Genomic DNA, 19,676 nt, shown 5'->3' on the forward strand with positions numbered 1-19,676 from the left:
ATTGCGCCGCTCCATCCTCTACGTACCAGCCGACAACCCGCGCGCGCTTGAAAAAGCAAGCACGCTGGATGCCGATGCAATAATCGTCGATCTGGAAGACGCCGTGGCCCCCGAGCGCAAGGAGGCGGCCCGGCAGGCGGCCCGCGCCTTTTCGGGTTTCCCGCGCGAAGTGGCGCTGCGGATCAACGCCGCCGGCACCCCCTGGCATGACGCCGATCTCGAGGCCGCTGCCGGTTTTGCCGCCGTGGTCCTGCCCAAGGTCCGCAGCGCGGCCGACATTGCAGCGCTGGATGCAAAAGGCGCCTGCGTGTGGCCGATGCTCGAAACCGCTGCCGGGATATTGGCCGCCGGAGAGATTGCCGAGGCCGCCGGGCGCACCGGCAACGCCGCATTGATCCTTGGCACCAACGATCTGGCGGCAGAACTCGGCATCGCGCTGTCCGCCGATCGGGCCGAGCTTTCTCATGCCCTTCAGACCGCCGTGCTGGCTGCGCGCGCCCACAGGCTCGATGGCATCGACGGCGTGTTCAACAACACAGCCGACGTCGATGGCCTGGCCCGCGAAAGCGCCGCCGGCCGCGCTCTCGGCATGAACGGCAAGAGCGTCATCCACCCCGCACAGATTGACCCGGTCAACGCGGCCTTCTCGCCGCAACCGGACGAGATCGAAGCCGCCCGCCGCATCATCGCCGCGGTGGATGCCGCGCACGCCGAGGGCCGCAGCATTGCCGTCCTCGACGGACGCATGGTGGAAGCCCTCCACGCCGAAGCGGCCCGCGCCGTTCTTTCCCGCGCCAAGAGCATCGAGACCCGGAACACATGACCGAAAAGCCCCTCACCGTCGTCACCTGGAACATCAACTCGATCCGTGCGCGGACCGAGTTGTTTGCAAGGATGGTGGCCATGGTGGAGCCCGACGTGGTGCTCCTGCAGGAGACCCGCTGCGACAACAGCGCGTTCCCCCTCAAGCCACTGCGCCAGCTGGGTTTTGCTTACGAGGCGCTGAACGGGCGCGGCGGGCACCACGGGGTCGCGATCCTGTCGAAGGTGCCACTCCTCGACGTTAATTCAGACATTCTGGGCGGGATCGACCATCCGCGCCATGTTTCCGCGCTGGTCAATTTTGGCGGCCCGATCCGGTTGCATTCGCTGTACATCCCCGCCGGCGGTGACGAACCCGACGTCGAGACCAATCCCAAATTTCAACACAAGCTCGCTTTTCTCGACGAGCTGGCCGCGTGGGGAAAGGTGGCTTCGACCGAACCTGCGCTCCTCACCGGCGACTTCAATGTCGCGCCTTATGAAAGCGACGTGTGGTCCCACCGCCAGCTCCTGAATGTGATCAGCCACACGCCGGCCGAGACCACCCGGCTTGAAGCCGCGCGCGAAGCCGGCAACTGGGTGGACGTGATGCGCAAAGACCGGCCGGAGCCCCAGCCGCTCTATACGTGGTGGAGCTACCGCAACAAGACCTGGCCGGGGTCCAACCGCGGTCGCCGGCTGGACCACATCTGGGCGTCGCCCTCCACCGCGCACCGCGTGACGACGGACGTTCTCACCGAAGCGCGCGGGTGGGAAAAGGCGTCCGACCATGCGCCGGTGATTGCACGGATTGCGCTGACGGCCTGACGGCCGCTCAGAACCGCGCCTTTATCGTGCCGAAGGGTGTGCCATGGTAGGTGGCGGACCAGACCGTACCGGCCTTGAGCGGTTGCGCGTCGGTCAGCGTGCCGGTGGTAATGATGTCGCCAGCGGCCAGCCCGCGCTCACCGCGTGCGGCAAGGCCTTTGACCAGATGGGCTAGCGCCGCCAGCGGCCCGCCACCCAGAACATTGGCGCCGCTGCCGGTTTCGACCGGCCGGTCATCCTGTTTCAGCTCAAGGCGCAGACGGGCGAACTCGGCGGCGTACGGCCCGGCGTCCACCGGCGGACCGAGGAGCAGGCGCCCGTGAAGGCCCCCCGCCGCCACACAGTCGGCCAGGGTGAACTGCCAGGCTGGAAAGAGCGACTGCACGATCTCGAACGCTGGCGCATACCACGCCACACAGTCCGCCAGCGCTGCTTCATCCATGCCCGGCATGGGGGCCGCGCCGAGGCACAGCGCGACTTCCGGCTCCAGCCGCGGCTCGAGGTAGGGGGAGAGGTCGACGGTGGTTTCGTCCAGCGCGGTCACGCTGGTCTCGGTCATATCGCCCCACATGGGGCCATCGACGCCGTAGCGGGCCCAGATGGTGTGGTTGGTGAAGCCGATTTTCCGGCCCACCTCCTTCGCGCCCCTCAGCCGCCGAAGGGCTGCGGCAACGGCGTAGGCCGTATCGAGGCCATAGCCCTCGACACGGCCTGAAAAAGGCGCGATCTGCCGTGCGTCCTGCATCGCGGCGAAAACCTCCGCCGCGAGCGTTTCGACCTGTTCGGCGGACGCCGCCACTAGGATGTGGCGGTGTTGGGCCGCACAGCGGCCGGCACGGGCTGGTCCTTGCGCCGGGTTATCACCTGGATGGCAACCACGCCGCCGGCAAGGGCAAACCCGGTCGCATCCGTCACCAGCCCCGGCTTGATCAGCGCCACGGCAGCACCGATCAGCATCAGCCGTTCCACCACGGTCGCGCGGCCGAGGAGGTAGCCGATCATCCCGCCGGCCAGGCAGATCACGCCGATGGTGGCGGTGATCATCGTCAGAATGATGGGCAGCGTGTCGCCGATCAGGAGGATCGACGGGCCGAACACGAACATGAACGGGATGATGTAGCCCGTCGCGCCCAGCTTCAGCGCCTGGTAGCCTGTGTCCCACAACGTCCCGCGCGAAATGCCGTTGGCGGCGTAGACCGCCATCGCCACCGGCGGCGTGATTGCCGACAGGATCGCATAGTAGAAGACGAACATGTGCGCCGCCTCCACCATCACGCCGAGCTTGACGAGCGCCGGCACCAGCAGCGCCACCTGGACGATGTAGGCCGGCGTCGTCGGCATTCCCATACCGAGGATGATGCCGGCAATCATCGTCAGCACCAGCGCCAGAACCAGCGAGTCCTGCGAGACGAGGATGACGAGCTGCGTGAACTCCGTGCCGAGGTTTGTGAGCGTGATCGTGCCCACCACAATGCCGGCGCAGGCACAGGCAAGCGCCACCGGAATGGTGTTGCGTGCACCCGCAATGAGCGCGTCGGGGATGGTGTTGAGCGTGATTTCGGCGCGGGTTGTCTTGCGCAGGAGCGCCGTCGGGATCACCGACATGATGCCGGCCAGCGCCGACAGCGGAGCCGAATAGCCTGCAAGCAGCGTCCACACGATGATGACGAGCGGAAGGAAGAGGTGGCCGCGCTCCTTCAGCACCGTCGGCAGGTGCGGCAGCTCGCTGCGCGGCAAGCCCACCATCCCGGTGCGCTTGGCCTCGAAGTGAACGGCGGTGAACAGCGCCACATAGTAGAGGATCGCCGGCAAGAGCGCGAAGGCGGCAACTTCCAGGTACGAGATGCCGAGGAATTCGGCCATCACGAAGGCCGCAGCCCCCATGATCGGCGGCATGATCTGCCCGCCGGTCGACGCGACCGCCTCGACAGCGCCGGAGAAGCCCTTCTTGTAGCCGATCTTCTGCATCAGCGGGATGGTGAAGACGCCTGTGGTCATCACGTTGGCCGTCGCGCTGCCCGAGACCGACCCGAACAGGCCGGACGTAACGCACGCAACCTTGGCGGGGCCGCCGGCGGTGTGGCCGGTGAGGCTCATGGCAAAGTCCATGAACAGGCGTCCCGCGCCGGAGCGTTCGACGAGCGCACCGAAGATGATGAAAAGGACGATGTAGGTCGCCGACACGCCGAGCGGGATGCCGAAGATGCCCTCTGTGGTCATGTAGAGCTGGTCGAGCATCATCTGCAGGCCGAAGCCGCGCCAGAACACTGCGTAGGCGAGGAAGAGTGCAGCCGTCAGCGGCAGCGCCAGGCCAACCGCCCGCCGCGTCGCTTCGAGGATGAGCACGATGGCAATGGAGCCGAAGATGAAGTCGTAGGTGTTGAGATCGTCGACATAGTACATCCGCGTGACGATGTAATCGTACACCGCAATCGGATAGAGCGCGGCGGAGACACCGAGGATCAGGAGGATGATGTCGAGAATATTGGGGTTCTTGCGCCCGCCCTTGTACAGGAAGCCGGGCAATAGCAGGAACGCGAGCGCCATGACGAAGGCGAGGTGGATCGCGCGGAAGATCTGCGCGTCAGGAGGGCCAAAGAACGCCACATAGAGGTGGAACGTCGACATGGCGAGCGCGACCGCCGCAAAGGCGGCCGCGCTCCAGTTTCGGGCAAGGTTCTTGAGCACTGTCTGACTCAGGCGCTGGGCTTAGCTGCCCTGCTCATCATAGAAGCGCTGCGCGCCTTCGTGCATCGGCACACCGATGTCACGCGACATGTCGGCCGGCGTTGCGCCCTTCATTGCGTTTGCAATGGAGGCAAGGTCACCGACGTTGGCGGCAATGTTGGTCAGCACGTTGTACACGACGTCCGCTTCGAGCGAGCAGCGCGCGATGATGTGCGTGGCATAGCCGATGGTGTTCACGTCGGCATCCTGGCCCGGATAGCTGCCGGCCTTGATGACGATCGGCTTGTAGCCGGGGTTGAGCGCCTGCATCTTTTCAAGCGCCTCGCCTTCGATCGGCACGACCTTGATGTCGCGGGCCGAAGCAAGGTCCATCACCGCACCTGCGGGAACGGTGGTGCCGAGGGTGAAGAATGCGGCGTTGCCGTCCTTCATCAGCGAAACGGAGTCGGTGTACGAGCCGTGGTTGACGCGCGGCAGGTCGTCGTAGGAGAGGCCCTGGCTCTTCAGCATGTGCGAGGTGATGGCCTCACCCGTGTTGCCGACCGGCTGCACCGCTGCTGCATGGCCGCCGAGGTCCGCCGGGGAATTGATGTCCGAATCGGCAAGCGCGATGACCTGGAAATATTGCGGATAAAGCGTCGCGACGTTGCAAACGTCGTCAGCCTTTTCCTCGAACGGCGCATTGCCGTTGATCGCATCGACGGTGGAGACGGAGTTGGCGAACCCCATGTCGACCTTGCCGGCCTGCACGGCCTTCACGTTGGCGATACCGGCGCCGGGAAGCACCATCACGCTGGCACCGTCCACGCCGTTTTCGATGATGCTCTGGATCGCGCCACCCAGCGGATACCATGAACCGCCCTGCGGGCCGGTCATCAGCTTGATGTTCTGCGCTGTGGCGGGGCCTGCAACCAGAAGTGCGGCGACGGCCGCGGCGGTCAGGAACTGAGTCCGCATAAAGGTCCTCCCAAGGATTGTGATCTGCTCTTTCGGCAGCTGTGTCATTCTGTATGCAATTTTCCGTCGGCACAAGCACTTGACGCATCCGTGCTGTGGCAACTGACGGCCCAACGCCCTATTGGCTAGGGTCAGCGACACGCGACAGGAGGCACAAAGCCATGACCATAGAACTTTACACCTGGGGCACGCCCAACGGCAAAAAAGTCTCGATCATGCTGGAGGAGCTGGGACTGGAGTACAACGTTCACCCCATCAACATCACCAAGGACGAGCAGTTTTCGCCGGAGTTTCTGGCCATCGCGCCGAACAACAAGATTCCCGCGATTGTGGATACCGACAACGACCTCAACCTGATGGAGACGGGTGCGATCCTGCTCTATCTTGCACAAAAAACCGGCAAGCTGCTGCCTGCGCCAGGTGAGGATTATTGGCGCGCCGTGGAATGGCTGATGTGGCAGATGGGCGGTTTTGGCCCGATGCTCGGTCAGGCGCATCATTTCCACCGCTTCAACGCCGGCAAATATCCCTACCCCGAAGAGCGCTACCTGAAAGAGACCAAGCGCCTTTACAAGGTGCTCGACGAGCGCCTCGAAGGCCGGGACTACATTGCCGGCAGCTACTCTGTTGCCGACATTGCCGCATGGCCCTGGGCTGCCCGCCACGAGTGGCACGGCATCAACCTCAACGATTTTCCGAATGTGAAGCGCTGGTACGTGGCCATTGCCGGGCGCGATGCGGTGAAGCGCGGCTACAACGTGCCCACCGAACAGGACATCCCCATGCCGTCGTAAGGCGGTGGAAAGCGCAGCCGGCCCGCACGGCCGGCTGCTGTGTCCGGGGGCCGGTCAGAGCGGCTTGAGCGGTGCGATGCCGTAGCGCTGGGCCAGACGGGTAAAGGCATCGGCCGTATCGGGGTCGAGCGTGGTGCCGCTGCGCTCGCGCGCGTCGGCCACGGCCCACTCCCGGTCTCCGGGCGCCATCACCGTTTCGCCCGGCTGGGCGGCGGAGCTGCGCAGCTTTTCGAGGTAGCGCGCCATGGTCTCGTCAACGGAGGCGCGGCTTGCGAAGGCATCGACACGCATTGCCATCACGAAGGCGCCCATCTTTCGCGGGGTCGAAAGGTCGGGCCCGCCCATGGGCAGAACGTCTTCGCTGAGGTTCATCGCGTTCATCACGGCAGACAGCACCTCGGCCACCCCCGCAAGCCCTGCCCCCTTGAAGCCGAACGCGCCGCCCAGCGGCATCAGCATCACTGCGTCGTTCGCATCGGTGGTGGGCTCCCCGGCAGCGTCGGCCGCCGTCTCTTCCGGCAATTCGGTCCCAAGGCTGCGATAAAGCTTCACGCGGTTGAGCGGGATCGCGCTGGTTGCCATGTCGAGAAACCAGTGCCGCCCGTCCGGCATCGGCATGGCCCAGGCATGGGGGTTGGTGCTGTGAAAGGGCGCTGCCCCCCCGTGCAGCTTGACGATCTTGTCCGCATTGCAGCAGGCGTAGCCGAAGAAGCCGCGCTCGGCCGCCGCAAACGCATACGCCCCAGCCGCACCGAAATGCGCGCTGTTGCCAATGCCCACGGCGCCGATCCCGCAGGTCTCGGCCATCTCCATCGCCTTCTCCATGGCGGCAAAGGTGGCTCTGGCACCCTGGGCGTGGCCGGCATCCAGCGCCGCAATCGCCGGCAGCGTCTGGCTGAAGGCCAGCGACGGGGTCTTGGTGACCCGGCCATGCTCCATCTCGGTAATGTAGTGGTCGAGCAGGCGCACGCCGTGACTGTCCACGCCAAAACGGGTGGCGTGCATCATGGCGCGGGTCGCGCTTTCCGCCGTGTCGGCATCGGCGCCCGATGCGAGCAGCGCTGCCTCAAGAAACGCGGCGAGATCGCCAAGAGCGAAATGCGCGTCGGAATGGTCCGTTTTTGTCATGGCTTTTTCCGCGTGATCGCGCACATCTACGCCGGTCCGCCGGCAAGAACAAAGCGCCGTCCGGACTTTTTCAGACCTGCGGTGAAGGTTGAGCGCAATGAACGAGAGCGATGGTCAGGAGCCCCGGCATGCGATCGTCACCGGCGGCTCGCACGGCATTGGCTTTCAGGTGGCGCGAATTCTGGCAGGTCAGGGGTTTCAGCTGTCGCTGCTGGCACGGCGGGCGGACGATCTGGTCACCGCCTGCGAAGCGCTGTCGCGCGAAAGCGGCGCGCCCACCGGTTTCGAGGCGTGCGATGTGGGCGACCCCGCCGCGCTGTCTGCTGCACTCAAGCGGGTGACCGAACGCCGCGGCCCCTGCCACACGCTGGTCACGGCAGCGGGCATGGTGATCCCCGGCAAGTTCGACGCGCTCCCCCAGGACGCGTTCCGGCAGCAGATGGAGGTGAATTTCTTCGGCACGCTCCACGCGGTGCAGGCGGTGTACCCCGCCATGGCGGAGTGCGGCGCAGGGCGGATCGGCATGATCGCATCCGCAGCAGCCCTTATCGGCGTCTACGGCTACACCGCCTATGCGGCCAGCAAGTTCGCCGTGCGCGGCTTTGCCGAATCATTGCGCGGCGAGGCGGCATCGCGCGGCATCGCCGTTTCCGTCGCCTACCCCGGCGATACCGACACCGCCCAGCTCGAAGCCGAGCGCGCCCACCGGCCCGCCGCCACCAGCGCCATCGCCGCAGGTGCATCGGTCGCGACGCCGGAGGCTGTGGCGAGGGCAGTGGTGCGCGGGATGGACCGCGGCACCTTCGCCATCTATCCAAACACCGCCACCACCGCGCTGGGGTGGACCGCCTCGATGATTTCCCCGGTCCTCAATGCCCGGTTCGACCGCGCCGCGCGCCGCGCCGAAGCTGCGGACGACTGACGGGCGGTACGCTGAACGAAGGACGACGGGTGCCCGAGCCGATCCACATCTCCATCACCGCCAACGCGGCCTACGCCCGCTATGCAGCCATTACGCTGTGGTCCCTGCTGGCGCACACGTCATCGCCCGTCCGCGTCCACCTGCTGGATTGCGGGCTGAACCCGGTGCAGCACGCCGCTTACCGCCGGCTGATGACCGCCCACGGCGATGCCTCCATAGAATTTGCCCCATGCCGGCCGCTTTTGGACCGCCATCCGGACATTCCGGAGCGCTACAAGACGACGCTGGTCCGCCTCACCCTGCCCGAAGTCCTGCCGGACGTAACAAGATGCCTGCATCTCGACAGCGACCTCGTGGTCCTCGACGATGTCGCGACCCTGTTTGCGACCCCGCTTGACGGGCACGCCGTCGCTGCCGTGACCAACCTGCGCACGGCCGAAAAGCACCATGTCGCCCGCTCCAGGTGGCGCTGGCTTCACCCGAAGATGGTGCGGCAGGCCCGCGAAGAGGCCGCGCGCCTTCAGCGGGACGCCGGGCTCGGCGCGTTGACGGAGCACATCAACGCCGGGGTCCTCCTCCTCGACCTCGACGTGATCCGCGCGCGAATTGGCGTGGAACGGTTCGGCGATCTGGCGGCGGCCGGCCGTCTCGCCCAGTTCGATCAGGACTGGATCGCCGGCGTCGCCCGCGGCGATATTCTGCGGCTCGATCCGCGCTGGAACACCTATTCCAGCATGGCGCGGCTGAACCTCTGGGCGTTTCCGCCGGACGAGAAGGCGGCGCTGGAGCGCGCACGGGCGCGGCCGGCCATTGTCCACTTCGTCGGCAGCAAGCCGTGGGGGCCGGCCAAGAGCCACGCCGCCGCGCGCCGGCGCAAGCGCGACCCTTGGGTGCGGGCGTGGCGTGGCGCGGCGGCCGGCATGGACGCGTTCCTCGCCAGCCATGCAACCGACGAGGCGGCCGCCCTCAGCCTTTGAGCAGCGACTTGCGCATCGCGTAGAGCGTGATTGCGGCGGCGTTGGAGACGTTGAGCGAGGCCAGCGCCCCGTCCGCCTCGATCCGGGCCGACTGGCCGCAGGTGGCCACCACGCCCTGGCGCACGCCCTTCCCTTCCGCGCCCAGCACGAAGGCCCAGCGGTGCGCCGGCGCAAGGTCTTCCAGCGCCATCGGGGCCTCGCTGTCGAGCGCAGCCGTGGCAAAGCCCATCGTCTGCAATTCGGCGACGGCGCGCGAGAGGTTGGTGACCGCCACAAGGTCGATCAGGTCCAGCGCACCGGAGGCAGCCTTGGCCAGCGCCCCGGTCTCCGACGCGGAATGGCGGCGCGTCGTCACCACCGCATCCACCTTGAACGCCACCGCGGAGCGCAGGATCGCACCCACATTGTGCGGGTCGGTGATGTGATCGAGGCAGAGGACGGCGGTGGCATCCGCCAGCGCATCCATCGTCTTGGTCTCCAGCGGCTCCACATAGATGGCGATGCCCTGGTGGACGGTGTCGCTGCCGAGGAGTTTGGAGATGCCGCGCACGTCCATCATGTCGACGTTTTTCGGCGGCTCCATTTCCAGCCGGTTGAGCGCATTGCGCGACGCAACCATGCGGTGAATTTTCCGCGCCGGATTGCCGAGAGCGGCCCTTACGGCGTGGAAACCGTAGAGCCAATAGGGTTCATTGTCGTCATCATGCGCCATGTGCGTTGACTTCCTGGCGGGTGGATTCTAAGACGCCGCTTCGGTGCTGGAGGGGTGCCCGAGTGGCTAAAGGGGGCGGACTGTAAATCCGCTGGCTATGCCTACGTTGGTTCGAATCCAACTCCCTCCACCAAATTTCCCGCACACCGGTCTTTTCCACCACTTGGCCGCATCGCCCGCCTCAGAGCAGCGTGATTGCGTCGCCCTGCCGGATCGTCCCGCCTTCGAGCACTTCGGCGTAAATGCCCATGTCCGGATGGCCGAAGGTCTTTGACAGGATCCGCGGCACGGGGATGTCGCGCACGGCCGTGTCGGGGTTCACCGTGGTGGCGGCGCAGCGTTTTGTGCGCAGCAGCACTTTCAGCCGTGCGGGGCCGATGCCGATCTCCCGCCCTTCAAGCTCCAGCTCGGACCATGCGGGCCAGCCGTCGAAAACCACGTTGCCGCGGAAACGGACCGGGTCCACCTCCGCGCTGGCCGCTGCCCCGAGCGCTGCGACGGAGGCAAGGTTGATCAGCGAGATCGCGTTCATCATCGTTTCGGAGACCACCGAAACGTCGGTGAAGCGGTGGGTGCCGCCGCGCACCAGCCGTGGCATTTCGCCGGGCGGCAGGGCGAGCGCTTCGGCGATCGCCGCTTCAGCGCCGGCCCGCCCGTCTGCCGTCGACAGCGCAAAGGCCGATTCGCCGAGCTGCAATTTATCGCTCGCCGCGTCGTAGCGGGTGGCCAGTTTCGCGAGGGCCTCGTCGCGCGCCAACATGTAAAATTGCTTCTTGGGGAAGGGCTGGGGCGCCGCCTCGTCGAAAATGTTGCCGGGGCGGGCAAAGGCCATCACCCGGTCGTGCGGGACCCCTTCGCCCGCTGTCAGCGAGATGCTGTCCCGGCTCTCGGCGGACAGGCCCTTCACCGGGTAGCGGGCGAGGGCGACGACCGCCCCCTCCATCGCGCTCACGCTGAAATTGCCGGTGCGATCCGGACCAGCGCCGGCGGCGGCGCGTGGTCTTCGGGAATGTCGCAGAGGCCCCGCGCGCGGCTCCAGCGCGACAAGGTGGCGGACGTGGTGACCACAGCCAGCGGGATCGCAAGAAGCAGCCCCGCAATCACCGGCACAGCCCACGGCAGCACGCCCGGCATGAAGTTCGCCAGAACGACGAGGAGCACTGCCCCGAACAGGGTCTGCGGCCAGAACGAGCGGCCGGCCTCGGCCCAGCTCACCCGGCGGCCGCTGCGCGACTGGGCCCGCCAGTCAAGCCGCTGGCCGAACAGGAGCCCCACCGCAAACACCGCAATGGCAAACGCCACCACCGGCGCCATCAGCGTCGTCAGGATGATCTCCACCAGCCCGCCGAGGACCACCCGGCCGCGCCCGCCATACCGCGCGCTCTCGCGTCTGCTGCCCAGAATGCCTGCAAGCCCCATCAGCTTGGGGGCAAAGCTCATGGTGAGGATGATCGCGAAGAGGACCACGCCGGGCCCGTTGGCGATGGCCGCCGCCTCGCTCCCGCCGGACAGGACGCTGGCCGCACCCAGAACCAGAAACGCCATCCACGCCGGCGCACCGAGATACATCAGAATCGCAAGGCCAAGCTGGACGCGGCTCATGGTTTTGAGCCCGCGCATCCCGATCAGCTGGAAATATTGCATGTTGCCCTGGCACCAGCGCAGTTCACGGCGAATGAAGTCGGGCAGCGAGGGCGGGTTTTCCTCCCAGCTCTCGCCCTCCTGCGCAATCACGCGCACATGGTAGCCGGCGCGGCGCATCAGGACGGCCTCCACCTGGTCGTGGCTCATCACATGGCCGCCGAGGGGGCCGTCGCCGGGCAGGACCGGCAGGTTGCAGGCGCGCGCGAACGGGGCAAGGCGGATCAGTGCGTTGTGGCCCCAGTAGGGACCGCAATCGCCGGCCCACCAGGCCGAACCCGTCGTATAGGCGCGCATCCCGTGGCGCATCCCGAACTGGAAGACGCGGGTGAAGAACGCCCGCGCCGGCGTTCCGACCACCAGTGTCTGCAAGATGCCGAGGCGCGGGTTCTGCTCCATGGTCCGCACCAGCCGCAGGATCGATCCGGCGGAGAGGTGGCTGTCGGCATCCAGCGGCAGGAAGAATGCGTAGTCGGGCAGGCACCGCTGGCAGAATTCGCGCAGGTTGCCGGCCTTGTAGCCTTCGTTGGTGTCCCGGCGGCGATAGAAGATCTGCGCCGCCCGGCCGCTGCCTGCCCGCCAGCGCTCGATTTCAGCAGCTTCCGCGACGGCAATCTCAGCGTCGTCGGTGTCGCTCAGGATGTGAATGTCGAAGGCATCGGCCGCACCGTGGTCCTCAAGGTCATCCATGATGGCGCTGAGACGCAGGACCACAGGACCCGGCGCCTCGTTGCGGATGGCCATCGCAATGGCCGTGCGCGTCACGATGGCAGCACCCGGATTGAACGAGAGCGCAAGCGGGTCGTCATCGCGCTCGCCCCTTGCGATGAGGAGTGCCCCGATCACCGCGTTCCAGAAGCCGATGGCAAGCCACGGCAGCGTGACGAGAAAGGCCGTCATCATCCCCGCTTCGAACACCGTCCAGCCGCCGCGGCCCAGCACCAGCCCCATCAGCCCCGCAAGCCCGCCGATGGTCAGAAGGTTGAGCGTCCCCACCAGGAGACGGCGGCGCCAGAGCGTTCGCGACCGGCGTTCGAGCTGCCCGAGACGCGTTGAAGCCGCGACGCCGGCCGGCGCTGAAATATCTACGCGGGACATGAAAAATCCTGTTTGCCGGCGCCCTGGGCGCCAAAATATCGAAGGGGGCAGCGCGCGGCTGCCCTCGAGGCTTTGCAGCACGGCGTCGTTGTGCGCGCCGTCATGAGCGTTTACCGCTCAACGTCAGATGAACGGGCCGTTGCCTGTGATGGTATGTTGAAGAGTATGGCAGGTTTTCAAGCATGAACGGTCCCGCAACTGCACTGTGGTGCGAAAAGCACGGGACATACGGGTTGCGCAACGAGCGGATTGACACGGCCGATCACGATATCGTTGTCGAGACCGCCTTCTCCGCCGTCAGCAAGGGCACCGAGCGGCTGGTTCTGGCCGGCGAGATACCGGCATCGGAGTTTTCGCGGATGCGCTGCCCCGCGCAGGCTGGAGAGTTTCCGTTTCCGGTAAAGTATGGATACGCGGCTGTTGGCCGCATCGTTTCGGGGCCTGAGGCGCGGCTTGGCGGCCGCGTGTTCGCGCTGCAGCCGCACCAGAGCATGTTTGCGCTCAAGGCCGAAGAGGCCATTGCCGTGCCGGACAACGTACCGAGCGAACGGGCGGCGCTGGCGGCCAACATGGAAACTGCGCTCAACGTCGTGTGGGACAGTGGCGCTGCCCCTTGCGACAATGTTGTGGTTGTCGGCTGCGGCGTGGTGGGCCTTCTGATCGCGCGGCTTCTGGCCCGCACCCCCGGCGTGGTGGTGACCGCGGTGGATACCGACGCTTCCAAGCGCAAGGCGGCGGAGGCGATGGGCGCAGCGTTCGCGTTGCCGGCCGATGCGCCGGAAGGCGCCGACATTGCCATCAACGCCAGCGGACGAAGCGAGGGACTGGTGTGCGCGCTGGCGAGCGCCGGGCGCGAAGCCCGTGTGGTAGAGGCCAGCTGGCACGGCACCAGAGAGGCCCATCTGCCACTGGGCGGTGCGTTCCATTCGCAGCGCCTCAGCATCGTGTCTTCGCAGGTGGGCAGCCTGCCGCCGGCCCGCGCGCCGCGCTGGACCTACAAACGGCGCCTCACCGCGGCACTTTCGCTGCTTGACGATCCGGCGCTGGATGCGTTGTTGACCCACCGCGTGCCGCTTGCCGAGGCACCGGACCGCCTTCCCGCCCTGCTCGCCGATCCCGGCGCGCTCGCCATCCTCCTCACCTACTGACCCTGCCGGAGCGCCGAAATGTTTGCCCTCGAAGTCCGCGACCACATCATGATCGCCCACAGCCTGCGGGGCGAGGCGTTCGGCCCCGCACAGAACCTGCACGGCGCCACCTTCATCGTTGATGCCGCCTTCTTCGCACCAAAGCTCGGGCCCAACGCCATCGTGCTCGACATCGGCCTTGCCGCCGATGGGCTGAAGGCGATCCTCGCCAACCTCAACTACAAGAACCTCGACGAGCTGCCCGAGTTCTCCGACCGTCGCTCCACCACCGAGGTTCTGGCCAAGCACATCTTCGACAAGCTGGCAGAGGCCATCGAAGCCGGCACGCTGGGCGAGGATGCAGCCGGCGTGACGCGGCTGAAGGTGGCGCTGGAGGAATCCCACGTCGCCCGCGCCTGGTACGAAGCGGACCTCTAGGCTTCGGACCCCCATGCGCCCGATCGCCTTCGCCGTCCCCGGCGACCTCGACACCCCCACCGGCGGCTACCGCTACGACCGCGCGCTGATTGCAGCGCTGAAGGCGCTCGGCCACACGGTGACCGTGGTCCCCTTGCGCGAAGGCTTTCCCTTTCCGGACGCTGCGGCCCTTGACGATGCGCAGGCCAGGCTGGCGGACGTGCCGGAAGAGGCCGCCCTTGTTGTGGATGGCCTTGCCCTCGGCGTTCTGCCGGCGGCAACGCTGGATGGCCTGAAGGCGCCTCTGATCGGCCTCGTTCACCACCCGCTGGCGCTGGAGGCGGGCCTTTCCGCAGCCGAGGCCGCCACGCTGGCACAAAGCGAACTTGCCGCCGTTGCCCACACGCGGGCCGTGGTGGTGACGAGCCCCAACACCGCCGCCATCCTCGCCGCGGACTATGGCGTGCCGGACGCCGTGGTCGCCCTCCCCGGCTTTTCACCGGCGTGGCGCGCGGTCGAGTCCCATCCGCAAACACCGCCGGTGATTGCCGTCGTCGGCAGTCTCACGCCGCGCAAGGGACACGACGTGTTGATCGAGGCCCTCGCACAGCTTCGGGGCCTTGCGTGGACTTGCGAAATTGTCGGCGGCACCCACGATGGCGGTGCCGTCCGCCGTGCGCTGGAAGACGCCATTGCCGCCCACGCGCTTTCGGACCGCGTAGCGTTGCGCGGCGCGCTGGACGAGGACGCGTTGCTGGCGCTGTACGGCCGCGCCTCTGTGTTTGCGCTGGCAACCCACTATGAGGGCTTCGGCATGGTATTTGCCGAGGCGATGGCGGCGGGCCTGCCCGTTGTCGGCACGACCGGCGGCGCCGTGCCGGACGTCGTGCCCCCGGACGCCGGCATTCTGGTCCCCCCCGGCGACGCCGAAGCCTTCGCCGCCGCGCTGCGCACGATCCTCACCGATCCGCCATTGCGCGACCGGCTGGCGGATGGGGCACGAACCGCCGGCGCCCGCTTCGGCGACTGGGACGAGACCGCCCGGACCGTTTCAAAAGTGGTGGAGGCCCTGCAATGAGTGGTTTTTCGGCGGATTGGCTGAGCCTGCGCGCTGCGGCCGACGACCGCGCCCGCAGCGCCGAACTCATCGCCGCCGCCGCCCGCCATGTGGGCGCCGGCGCAACGATCGTGGACCTTGGTGCCGGCAGCGGTGCAACCCTGTTCGCGCTCGCCCCGCTTCTCCCCAAACCGCTGCATTTCGTGCTGGTGGATGCCGATCCGGCGCTCCTTGCCGAAGCCGAGCGCCGCTTTGCCACGCGGCCTGTCGAAGGCGTCAGCATCGAGACCCGGGCCCACGACCTGGTGGCAGACCCCGCCCCGTGGGACACGCCGCCAGCCCTCCTCACCGCCTCCGCCCTGTTCGACCTTGCCTCCGCGCCGTGGATTGCGCGCCTTGCCGCAGCGTGCGGGGCAACGGGCGTGCCGCTTCTCGCCATGCTCACCTTCGACGGGGTGCTCGAGGCAGGCCCGGCCCATCCGTTCGATGGGCCCATGCGCGGTGCCTTCATCGCCCATCAGCAGGGCGAGAAGACCTTTGGCCGCGCCGAAGGGCCGGATGCCCCTGCGACCCTTGCCGCAGCGTTCCGCGCCCATGGCTTTGCAGCGGACGAGGCCAGCACCCCATGGCAGCTGGAGGCCGGGCGGGACGACGCGCTGATGGCCGCCACACTGGATGGCTGGACCGAGGCTGCCAGCGAAATCCTGCCTGCACAGCCGGACGCCATTTCCGCCTGGCGGCGCGCGCGGCAGGACGCCCGGACCCTGACCGTCGGCCACCGCGATCAGTTCTTTCACAAGGCGCCGTGATCCGGCGCGGGCCGGCGCCTAGTCGAACAGCGCGGGCTCTGCGATGCGCAGCGCCATCAGGCAGACGATGGCCTTGCCGTCGCGCAACTCGCCGGCCTGGAAGGCGCGCCACAGATCGCCGAGCGGCCACTCCTCCACGTCGATGATCTCGTCCTCGTCGGCGCCGGTGTCGCCCTCCACCTTGTCCGCCAGGGTGTAGCGGGCAAGGAAGCAGGACATCTGCTCCGTCACCATCCCCGGAATGGGGTAGAACGTGGACACGTGGATGAGATCGTGCACGTCGTAGCCAAGTTCCTCGTGCGCCTCGCGCCGGGCCGCGGATGCCGGGTTTTCGTCCTCGGGGTCGATCACCCCGGCGGCGGCCTCCAGCACCAGCCCGCTTTCGCCGGCCACATGCACCGGCATGCGGAACTGACGCACCAGAAGCGCGGTTTTCCGGGCCGGATCGTAAGGCAGAACGCAGGCACCGTTGCCATGGTCGTGGACCTCGCGCGTGATCTCCACACGCTCGTCACCGCGCGTGACAGTCGCGTCGTAGAGGTCCAGTTTCATGAAACCTTCGTAAATCGAGCGTTTGTGCTGCGTCGTGTACTGCTGCTGTGACACTAGGAATCCCCGGACCGGTTCAAAATGCGATACCGTTTCACTACCACGGCTGTGTGCAAGGAGCCTTTATGCCCCAACCCAGCGTGATCAACGACCTGTTGAGTGCGATCACCGACAACCGCATTTTCGGCGAGCGGCGCAAGCCCCGCCGCGCCAGCCGCGAAACGCTGGTGGAGATGATCGAGGCGCTGCTCGGCGGCCGTGGCGAAGCGTCCGCGACCGAGAAGGCGGGCGACTTTCTGCGCGCCTACCGAGACCTTGATTATGCCGGTCGCACCTTCGTCTTCCGCACCCTCGCGCACGACTACGGCCCCCATGCCGAAACGCTGAAGGCCGCCGCGGAAGCCTATATCGCCGCACCGGGCGAGGCTGCCGCAAAGGCGCTGCAGAAGGCCGCAGAGCCGCGCCGGGTCGAGCTGTTCCGCCGCCTCAACAACATCACCGGCGGCACGCAGGCGCTGGTGGCGCTGCGGCTGGAGCTGATGGAGCGCATCGCCCACCATCCGGACCTGTGGGTGGTCGACGACGACCTCAAGCGTCTGTTCAACGCCTGGTTCAACCGCGGCTTTCTCGATCTGCGCGAGATCGACTGGCAGACCTCTGCGGCCATCCTCGAAAAAATCATTCGCTACGAGGCGGTCCACGCCATCAACGGCTGGGACGATCTGCGCCGCCGGATCGACGTGCCGGACCGCCGCCTGTTCGGCTTCTTCCACCCCCGCCTCGGCGACGAGCCGCTGATCTTCGTGGAAGTCGCACTGTCGGGCGCGATTCCCACCGCCATCGGCCCCGTTCTGGCCGAGGACCGCACCCCGATCGACCCGCGCGCTGCGACCACCGCCACGTTCTATTCCATCAGCAATTGCCAGGACGGGCTGCGCGGCATCTCGTTCGGCTCGTTCCTCATCAAGCAGGTGGCCGGCGACCTTGCGCGCGAGCTGCCGAACCTCAAGACCTTCGTCACCCTCTCGCCGGTTCCGGGGTTCGCCAAATGGCTGCGCGAGGAGGCGGCCCGCCCCACGAGCGCCGTCGACACCCCCACCCGCGATCTGCTCGAACGCCTCGACCACGACCCGGCGTTCCTGACCGACCCTGCGCTCGCCAAGGCCGCCGAAGTTGCCCTGATGCCGCTTGCGGCGCACTATCTCACCGTGGCGCGGGACGCGAAGGGCCGCGTGATCGACCCCGTTGCGCGGTTCCACCTCGGCAACGGCGCACGGCTGGAGCAGATCGACTTCAACGCCGATCCGTCCGAGCGCGGCATCAAGAACGCGTTCGGGATGATGGTGAACTACCGCTACGTGCTGGCCGACGTGGAGAAGAACCACGAGGCGTTTGTCGGCGACGGCAAGGTGATCGCCACCCCCGCCATCACCAAACTTGCCCGCACGGTAAAGGTCGCGGAACGTCCGCCGAGCGACGCCCCCCGCCAGCTCGCCCCACCGAAGAAAAGCGAACCCGTCGAGGGGTGACGGGTCAGCGCAGGAGGTTGCCGAACATCCCTCGCGCAACCTGCTTGCCGATCCGCGCGCCGCTCGCCCCGCCGACCATGTGGCCGATCCGCCCGCCAATGTCGGCGGCAACGTTGCGGGCGGCGCCCCTTGCCGCCTTCTGCGTGGTGGTGAGGCGCTTGGCGCCGCGCGCATTGCCCGTCAGCCAGTTCCACAGCTTCACCAGCCAGCCATCCTCCTCAGGTTCCGGCTCACGGTCCGGCTCGGCCTTTTTGGTCGGCGAGGCATCCGGCATGGCTTCGGGCGGCGGGGTCTTCGCGGCGCGCTCGGTCAGCATCTCGTAGGCGCTCACGCGGTCGACCGTCTCGGAATACTTGCCGCGCATCGGGTCGGCGGCAATCAGCACGGCGCGTTCGGCCGGCGTGATCGGCCCCAGCCGGCCCGACGGGGGGCGGATCAGCGTGCGCTCCACCATTGTCGGCGCGCCCTTGGGGCCGAGCGTCGACACCAGCGCCTCGCCCACGCCAAGCTCGGTGATGACGCGCTCGGTGTCGAGCGCCGGGTTGGGGCGGAAGGTCTCCGCCGCCGCCCGCACCGCCTTCTGGTCGCGCGGCGTGTAGGCGCGCAGCGCATGCTGGACGCGGTTGCCGAGCTGGCCCAGCACAGCATCCGGCAGGTCGAGCGGGTTCTGCGTCACGAAAAACACGCCGACGCCCTTGGAGCGGATCAGCCGCACCACGGTCTCCACCGTCCGCAGCAACGCCTTGGGTGCCTCGGTGAAGAGAAGGTGCGCCTCATCGAAGAAGAACACGAGCTTCGGCTTGTCCGGGTCGCCCACCTCCGGCAGCTCCTCGAACAGCTCCGACAGGAGCCAGAGGAGGAAGGTGGCGTAAAGGCGCGGGTTGGCCATCAGATCGTCGGCGGCGAGCACGTTGACGATGCCGTGGCCGTTGTCGTCGAGCCGCATCAGGTCGGTGATGTCGAACGCCGGCTCGCCGAAGAAGCGGTCGCCGCCCTGCTGTTCCAGCACCAGCAGCGCGCGCTGGATTGCGCCGATGGAGGCGGCCGACACCAGCCCGTAGATCCGCGACAGTTCGGACGCCTCGTCCGCCACATGGACCATCAGCGCGCGCAGATCCTTGAGGTCGAGGATGGCGAGGCCCTCGTCGTCGGCAAGGCGGAAGGCGATGTTGAGGACGCCTTCCTGCACCTCGTTGAGGTCGAGCAGGCGGGCAAGCAGCAGCGGCCCCATCTCCGTCACCGTGGTACGGATCGGGTTGCCCTTTTCGCCGAACAGGTCCCAGAACGAGGCGGTGGCGGCGCCGAATTTGTAGTCCGCGCCAAGGCCGATGGTGTCTGCCCGTTTGGTGAGGAAATCCTTCGCCTCGCCGGGGACGGCAATGCCCGAAAGGTCGCCCTTGATGTCGGCGCAGAACACCGGCACGCCGGCTTTGGCAAAGCCCTCGGCGAGGATTTGGAGCGTCACGGTCTTGCCGGTGCCGGTGGCACCGGTGACGAGGCCGTGCCGGTTCGCCATCTTCAGCGGCAGATATTGCGGCGCCTCGGCCGTGCCGACAAAGACGGCATCGTCCCTGAGGACACTCGTGATTTCATCTGCCATGGACTGCCTTCCGGAGTTTGCCGCGCACCTGAAGGCACGAAA

19 protein-coding genes and 1 tRNA gene are annotated in these 19,676 nt (G+C 67.1%); 11 read left to right on the forward strand and 9 right to left on the reverse strand.

Annotated features, from left to right (window positions below; all coding sequences use genetic code 11):
- The first annotated feature begins 1 nt into the window (after position 1).
- Together RDV64_RS06795 and RDV64_RS06800 are read left to right on the forward strand one after the other, a co-directional pair.
- Positions 2–823, forward strand: a complete 822-nt coding sequence (locus RDV64_RS06795; RefSeq protein WP_309198515.1) for a CoA ester lyase — start codon at positions 2–4, stop codon at positions 821–823.
- The gene (locus tag RDV64_RS06800; RefSeq protein ID WP_309198516.1) at positions 820–1,629 is read left to right on the forward strand and encodes an exodeoxyribonuclease III; all 810 of its coding nucleotides are present in this window, start codon (positions 820–822) and stop codon (positions 1,627–1,629) included. Before RDV64_RS06795 ends, RDV64_RS06800 begins: the two co-directional genes overlap by 4 nt.
- A gap of 7 nt (positions 1,630–1,636) precedes the next feature.
- Here RDV64_RS06800 and RDV64_RS06805 read toward each other — a convergent pair whose 3' ends face one another.
- From RDV64_RS06805 to RDV64_RS06815, 3 genes are read right to left on the reverse strand one after another with little or no spacing between them, the layout of a single operon-like run.
- Complete coding sequence (locus tag RDV64_RS06805) at positions 1,637–2,374, reverse strand: fumarylacetoacetate hydrolase family protein (protein ID WP_309198517.1); 738 nt, start codon at positions 2,372–2,374, stop codon at positions 1,637–1,639.
- A 53-nt stretch (positions 2,375–2,427) separates the two neighbouring features.
- Positions 2,428–4,317 carry a TRAP transporter permease gene (locus tag RDV64_RS06810; protein ID WP_309198518.1) on the reverse strand — a complete coding sequence of 630 codons (1,890 nt, stop codon included), beginning with the start codon at positions 4,315–4,317 and terminating at the stop codon, positions 2,428–2,430.
- Positions 4,318–4,338: 21 nt separating this feature from the next.
- The gene (locus RDV64_RS06815) at positions 4,339–5,274 is read right to left on the reverse strand and encodes a TAXI family TRAP transporter solute-binding subunit (RefSeq protein ID WP_309198519.1); all 936 of its coding nucleotides are present in this window, start codon (positions 5,272–5,274) and stop codon (positions 4,339–4,341) included.
- Positions 5,275–5,435: 161 nt separating this feature from the next.
- Between RDV64_RS06815 and RDV64_RS06820 the strand changes: the two genes are divergently transcribed.
- Positions 5,436–6,068 carry a glutathione S-transferase N-terminal domain-containing protein gene (locus RDV64_RS06820; RefSeq protein WP_309198520.1) on the forward strand — a complete coding sequence of 211 codons (633 nt, stop codon included), beginning with the start codon at positions 5,436–5,438 and terminating at the stop codon, positions 6,066–6,068.
- 54 nt (positions 6,069–6,122) lie between these two features.
- On the opposite strand, the gene RDV64_RS06825 is transcribed toward RDV64_RS06820, so the two are convergent.
- Complete coding sequence (locus RDV64_RS06825) at positions 6,123–7,196, reverse strand: Ldh family oxidoreductase (protein ID WP_309198521.1); 1,074 nt, start codon at positions 7,194–7,196, stop codon at positions 6,123–6,125.
- 97 nt (positions 7,197–7,293) lie between these two features.
- Here RDV64_RS06825 and RDV64_RS06830 point away from each other — a divergent pair, with 97 nt between their 5' ends.
- Both RDV64_RS06830 and RDV64_RS06835 read left to right on the forward strand, forming a co-directional pair.
- Positions 7,294–8,118 (forward strand): SDR family oxidoreductase, encoded by an 825-nt coding sequence (locus RDV64_RS06830; RefSeq protein WP_309198522.1) that lies wholly within the window; start codon positions 7,294–7,296, stop codon positions 8,116–8,118.
- Positions 8,119–8,147: 29 nt separating this feature from the next.
- A complete protein-coding gene (locus tag RDV64_RS06835) occupies positions 8,148–9,095 on the forward strand; it encodes a glycosyltransferase (protein ID WP_309198523.1) in 948 nt (315 codons plus the stop codon).
- Here RDV64_RS06835 and RDV64_RS06840 read toward each other — a convergent pair.
- Complete coding sequence (locus RDV64_RS06840) at positions 9,085–9,807, reverse strand: RNA methyltransferase (protein WP_309198524.1); 723 nt, start codon at positions 9,805–9,807, stop codon at positions 9,085–9,087. The two genes, RDV64_RS06835 and RDV64_RS06840, sit on opposite strands and share 11 nt — an antisense overlap.
- Positions 9,808–9,855: 48 nt before the next feature.
- On the opposite strand from RDV64_RS06840, the gene RDV64_RS06845 reads away from it, so the two are divergent.
- A tRNA-Tyr gene (locus RDV64_RS06845) sits at positions 9,856–9,940 on the forward strand.
- A 48-nt stretch (positions 9,941–9,988) separates the two neighbouring features.
- Here the strand turns inward: RDV64_RS06845 and RDV64_RS06850 are convergent.
- Both RDV64_RS06850 and mdoH read right to left on the reverse strand, forming a co-directional pair.
- The gene (locus RDV64_RS06850; protein ID WP_309199446.1) at positions 9,989–10,750 is read right to left on the reverse strand and encodes an MOSC domain-containing protein; all 762 of its coding nucleotides are present in this window, start codon (positions 10,748–10,750) and stop codon (positions 9,989–9,991) included.
- Between the two features lie 5 nt (positions 10,751–10,755).
- Positions 10,756–12,546 (reverse strand): glucans biosynthesis glucosyltransferase MdoH, encoded by a 1,791-nt coding sequence (gene mdoH / locus RDV64_RS06855; protein ID WP_309198525.1) that lies wholly within the window; start codon positions 12,544–12,546, stop codon positions 10,756–10,758.
- A gap of 182 nt (positions 12,547–12,728) precedes the next feature.
- Here mdoH and RDV64_RS06860 point away from each other — a divergent pair, with 182 nt between their 5' ends.
- The 4 genes from RDV64_RS06860 to RDV64_RS06875 are packed head-to-tail and all read left to right on the forward strand — an operon-like array spanning position 12,729 to position 15,956.
- A complete protein-coding gene (locus RDV64_RS06860; RefSeq protein WP_309198526.1) occupies positions 12,729–13,694 on the forward strand; it encodes a zinc-binding alcohol dehydrogenase in 966 nt (321 codons plus the stop codon).
- A gap of 18 nt (positions 13,695–13,712) precedes the next feature.
- Entirely contained in the window at positions 13,713–14,111 is a 399-nt protein-coding gene (locus tag RDV64_RS06865) for a 6-carboxytetrahydropterin synthase (protein ID WP_309198527.1), read from the forward strand.
- A gap of 13 nt (positions 14,112–14,124) precedes the next feature.
- Positions 14,125–15,168: a glycosyltransferase family 4 protein gene (locus RDV64_RS06870; protein WP_309198528.1), complete on the forward strand. Its 1,044-nt coding sequence runs from the start codon at positions 14,125–14,127 to the stop codon at positions 15,166–15,168.
- The gene (locus RDV64_RS06875; protein WP_309198529.1) at positions 15,165–15,956 is read left to right on the forward strand and encodes a class I SAM-dependent methyltransferase; all 792 of its coding nucleotides are present in this window, start codon (positions 15,165–15,167) and stop codon (positions 15,954–15,956) included. Before RDV64_RS06870 ends, RDV64_RS06875 begins: the two co-directional genes overlap by 4 nt.
- A gap of 18 nt (positions 15,957–15,974) precedes the next feature.
- Here RDV64_RS06875 and RDV64_RS06880 read toward each other — a convergent pair whose 3' ends face one another.
- The gene (locus RDV64_RS06880) at positions 15,975–16,562 is read right to left on the reverse strand and encodes an NUDIX hydrolase (RefSeq protein ID WP_309198530.1); all 588 of its coding nucleotides are present in this window, start codon (positions 16,560–16,562) and stop codon (positions 15,975–15,977) included.
- Positions 16,563–16,630: 68 nt separating this feature from the next.
- Between RDV64_RS06880 and RDV64_RS06885 the strand changes: the two genes are divergently transcribed.
- Complete coding sequence (locus tag RDV64_RS06885; protein WP_309198531.1) at positions 16,631–18,034, forward strand: malonyl-CoA decarboxylase domain-containing protein; 1,404 nt, start codon at positions 16,631–16,633, stop codon at positions 18,032–18,034.
- Between the two features lie 4 nt (positions 18,035–18,038).
- On the opposite strand, the gene RDV64_RS06890 is transcribed toward RDV64_RS06885, so the two are convergent.
- Positions 18,039–19,634, reverse strand: coding sequence for a helicase HerA-like domain-containing protein (locus RDV64_RS06890; protein WP_309198532.1), 1,596 nt, complete (start codon positions 19,632–19,634; stop codon positions 18,039–18,041).
- Positions 19,635–19,676: the final 42 nt, after the last annotated feature.

The sequence above is a fragment of the Acuticoccus sp. MNP-M23 genome, assembly GCF_031195445.1.
GTDB lineage: Bacteria > Pseudomonadota > Alphaproteobacteria > Rhizobiales > Amorphaceae > Acuticoccus.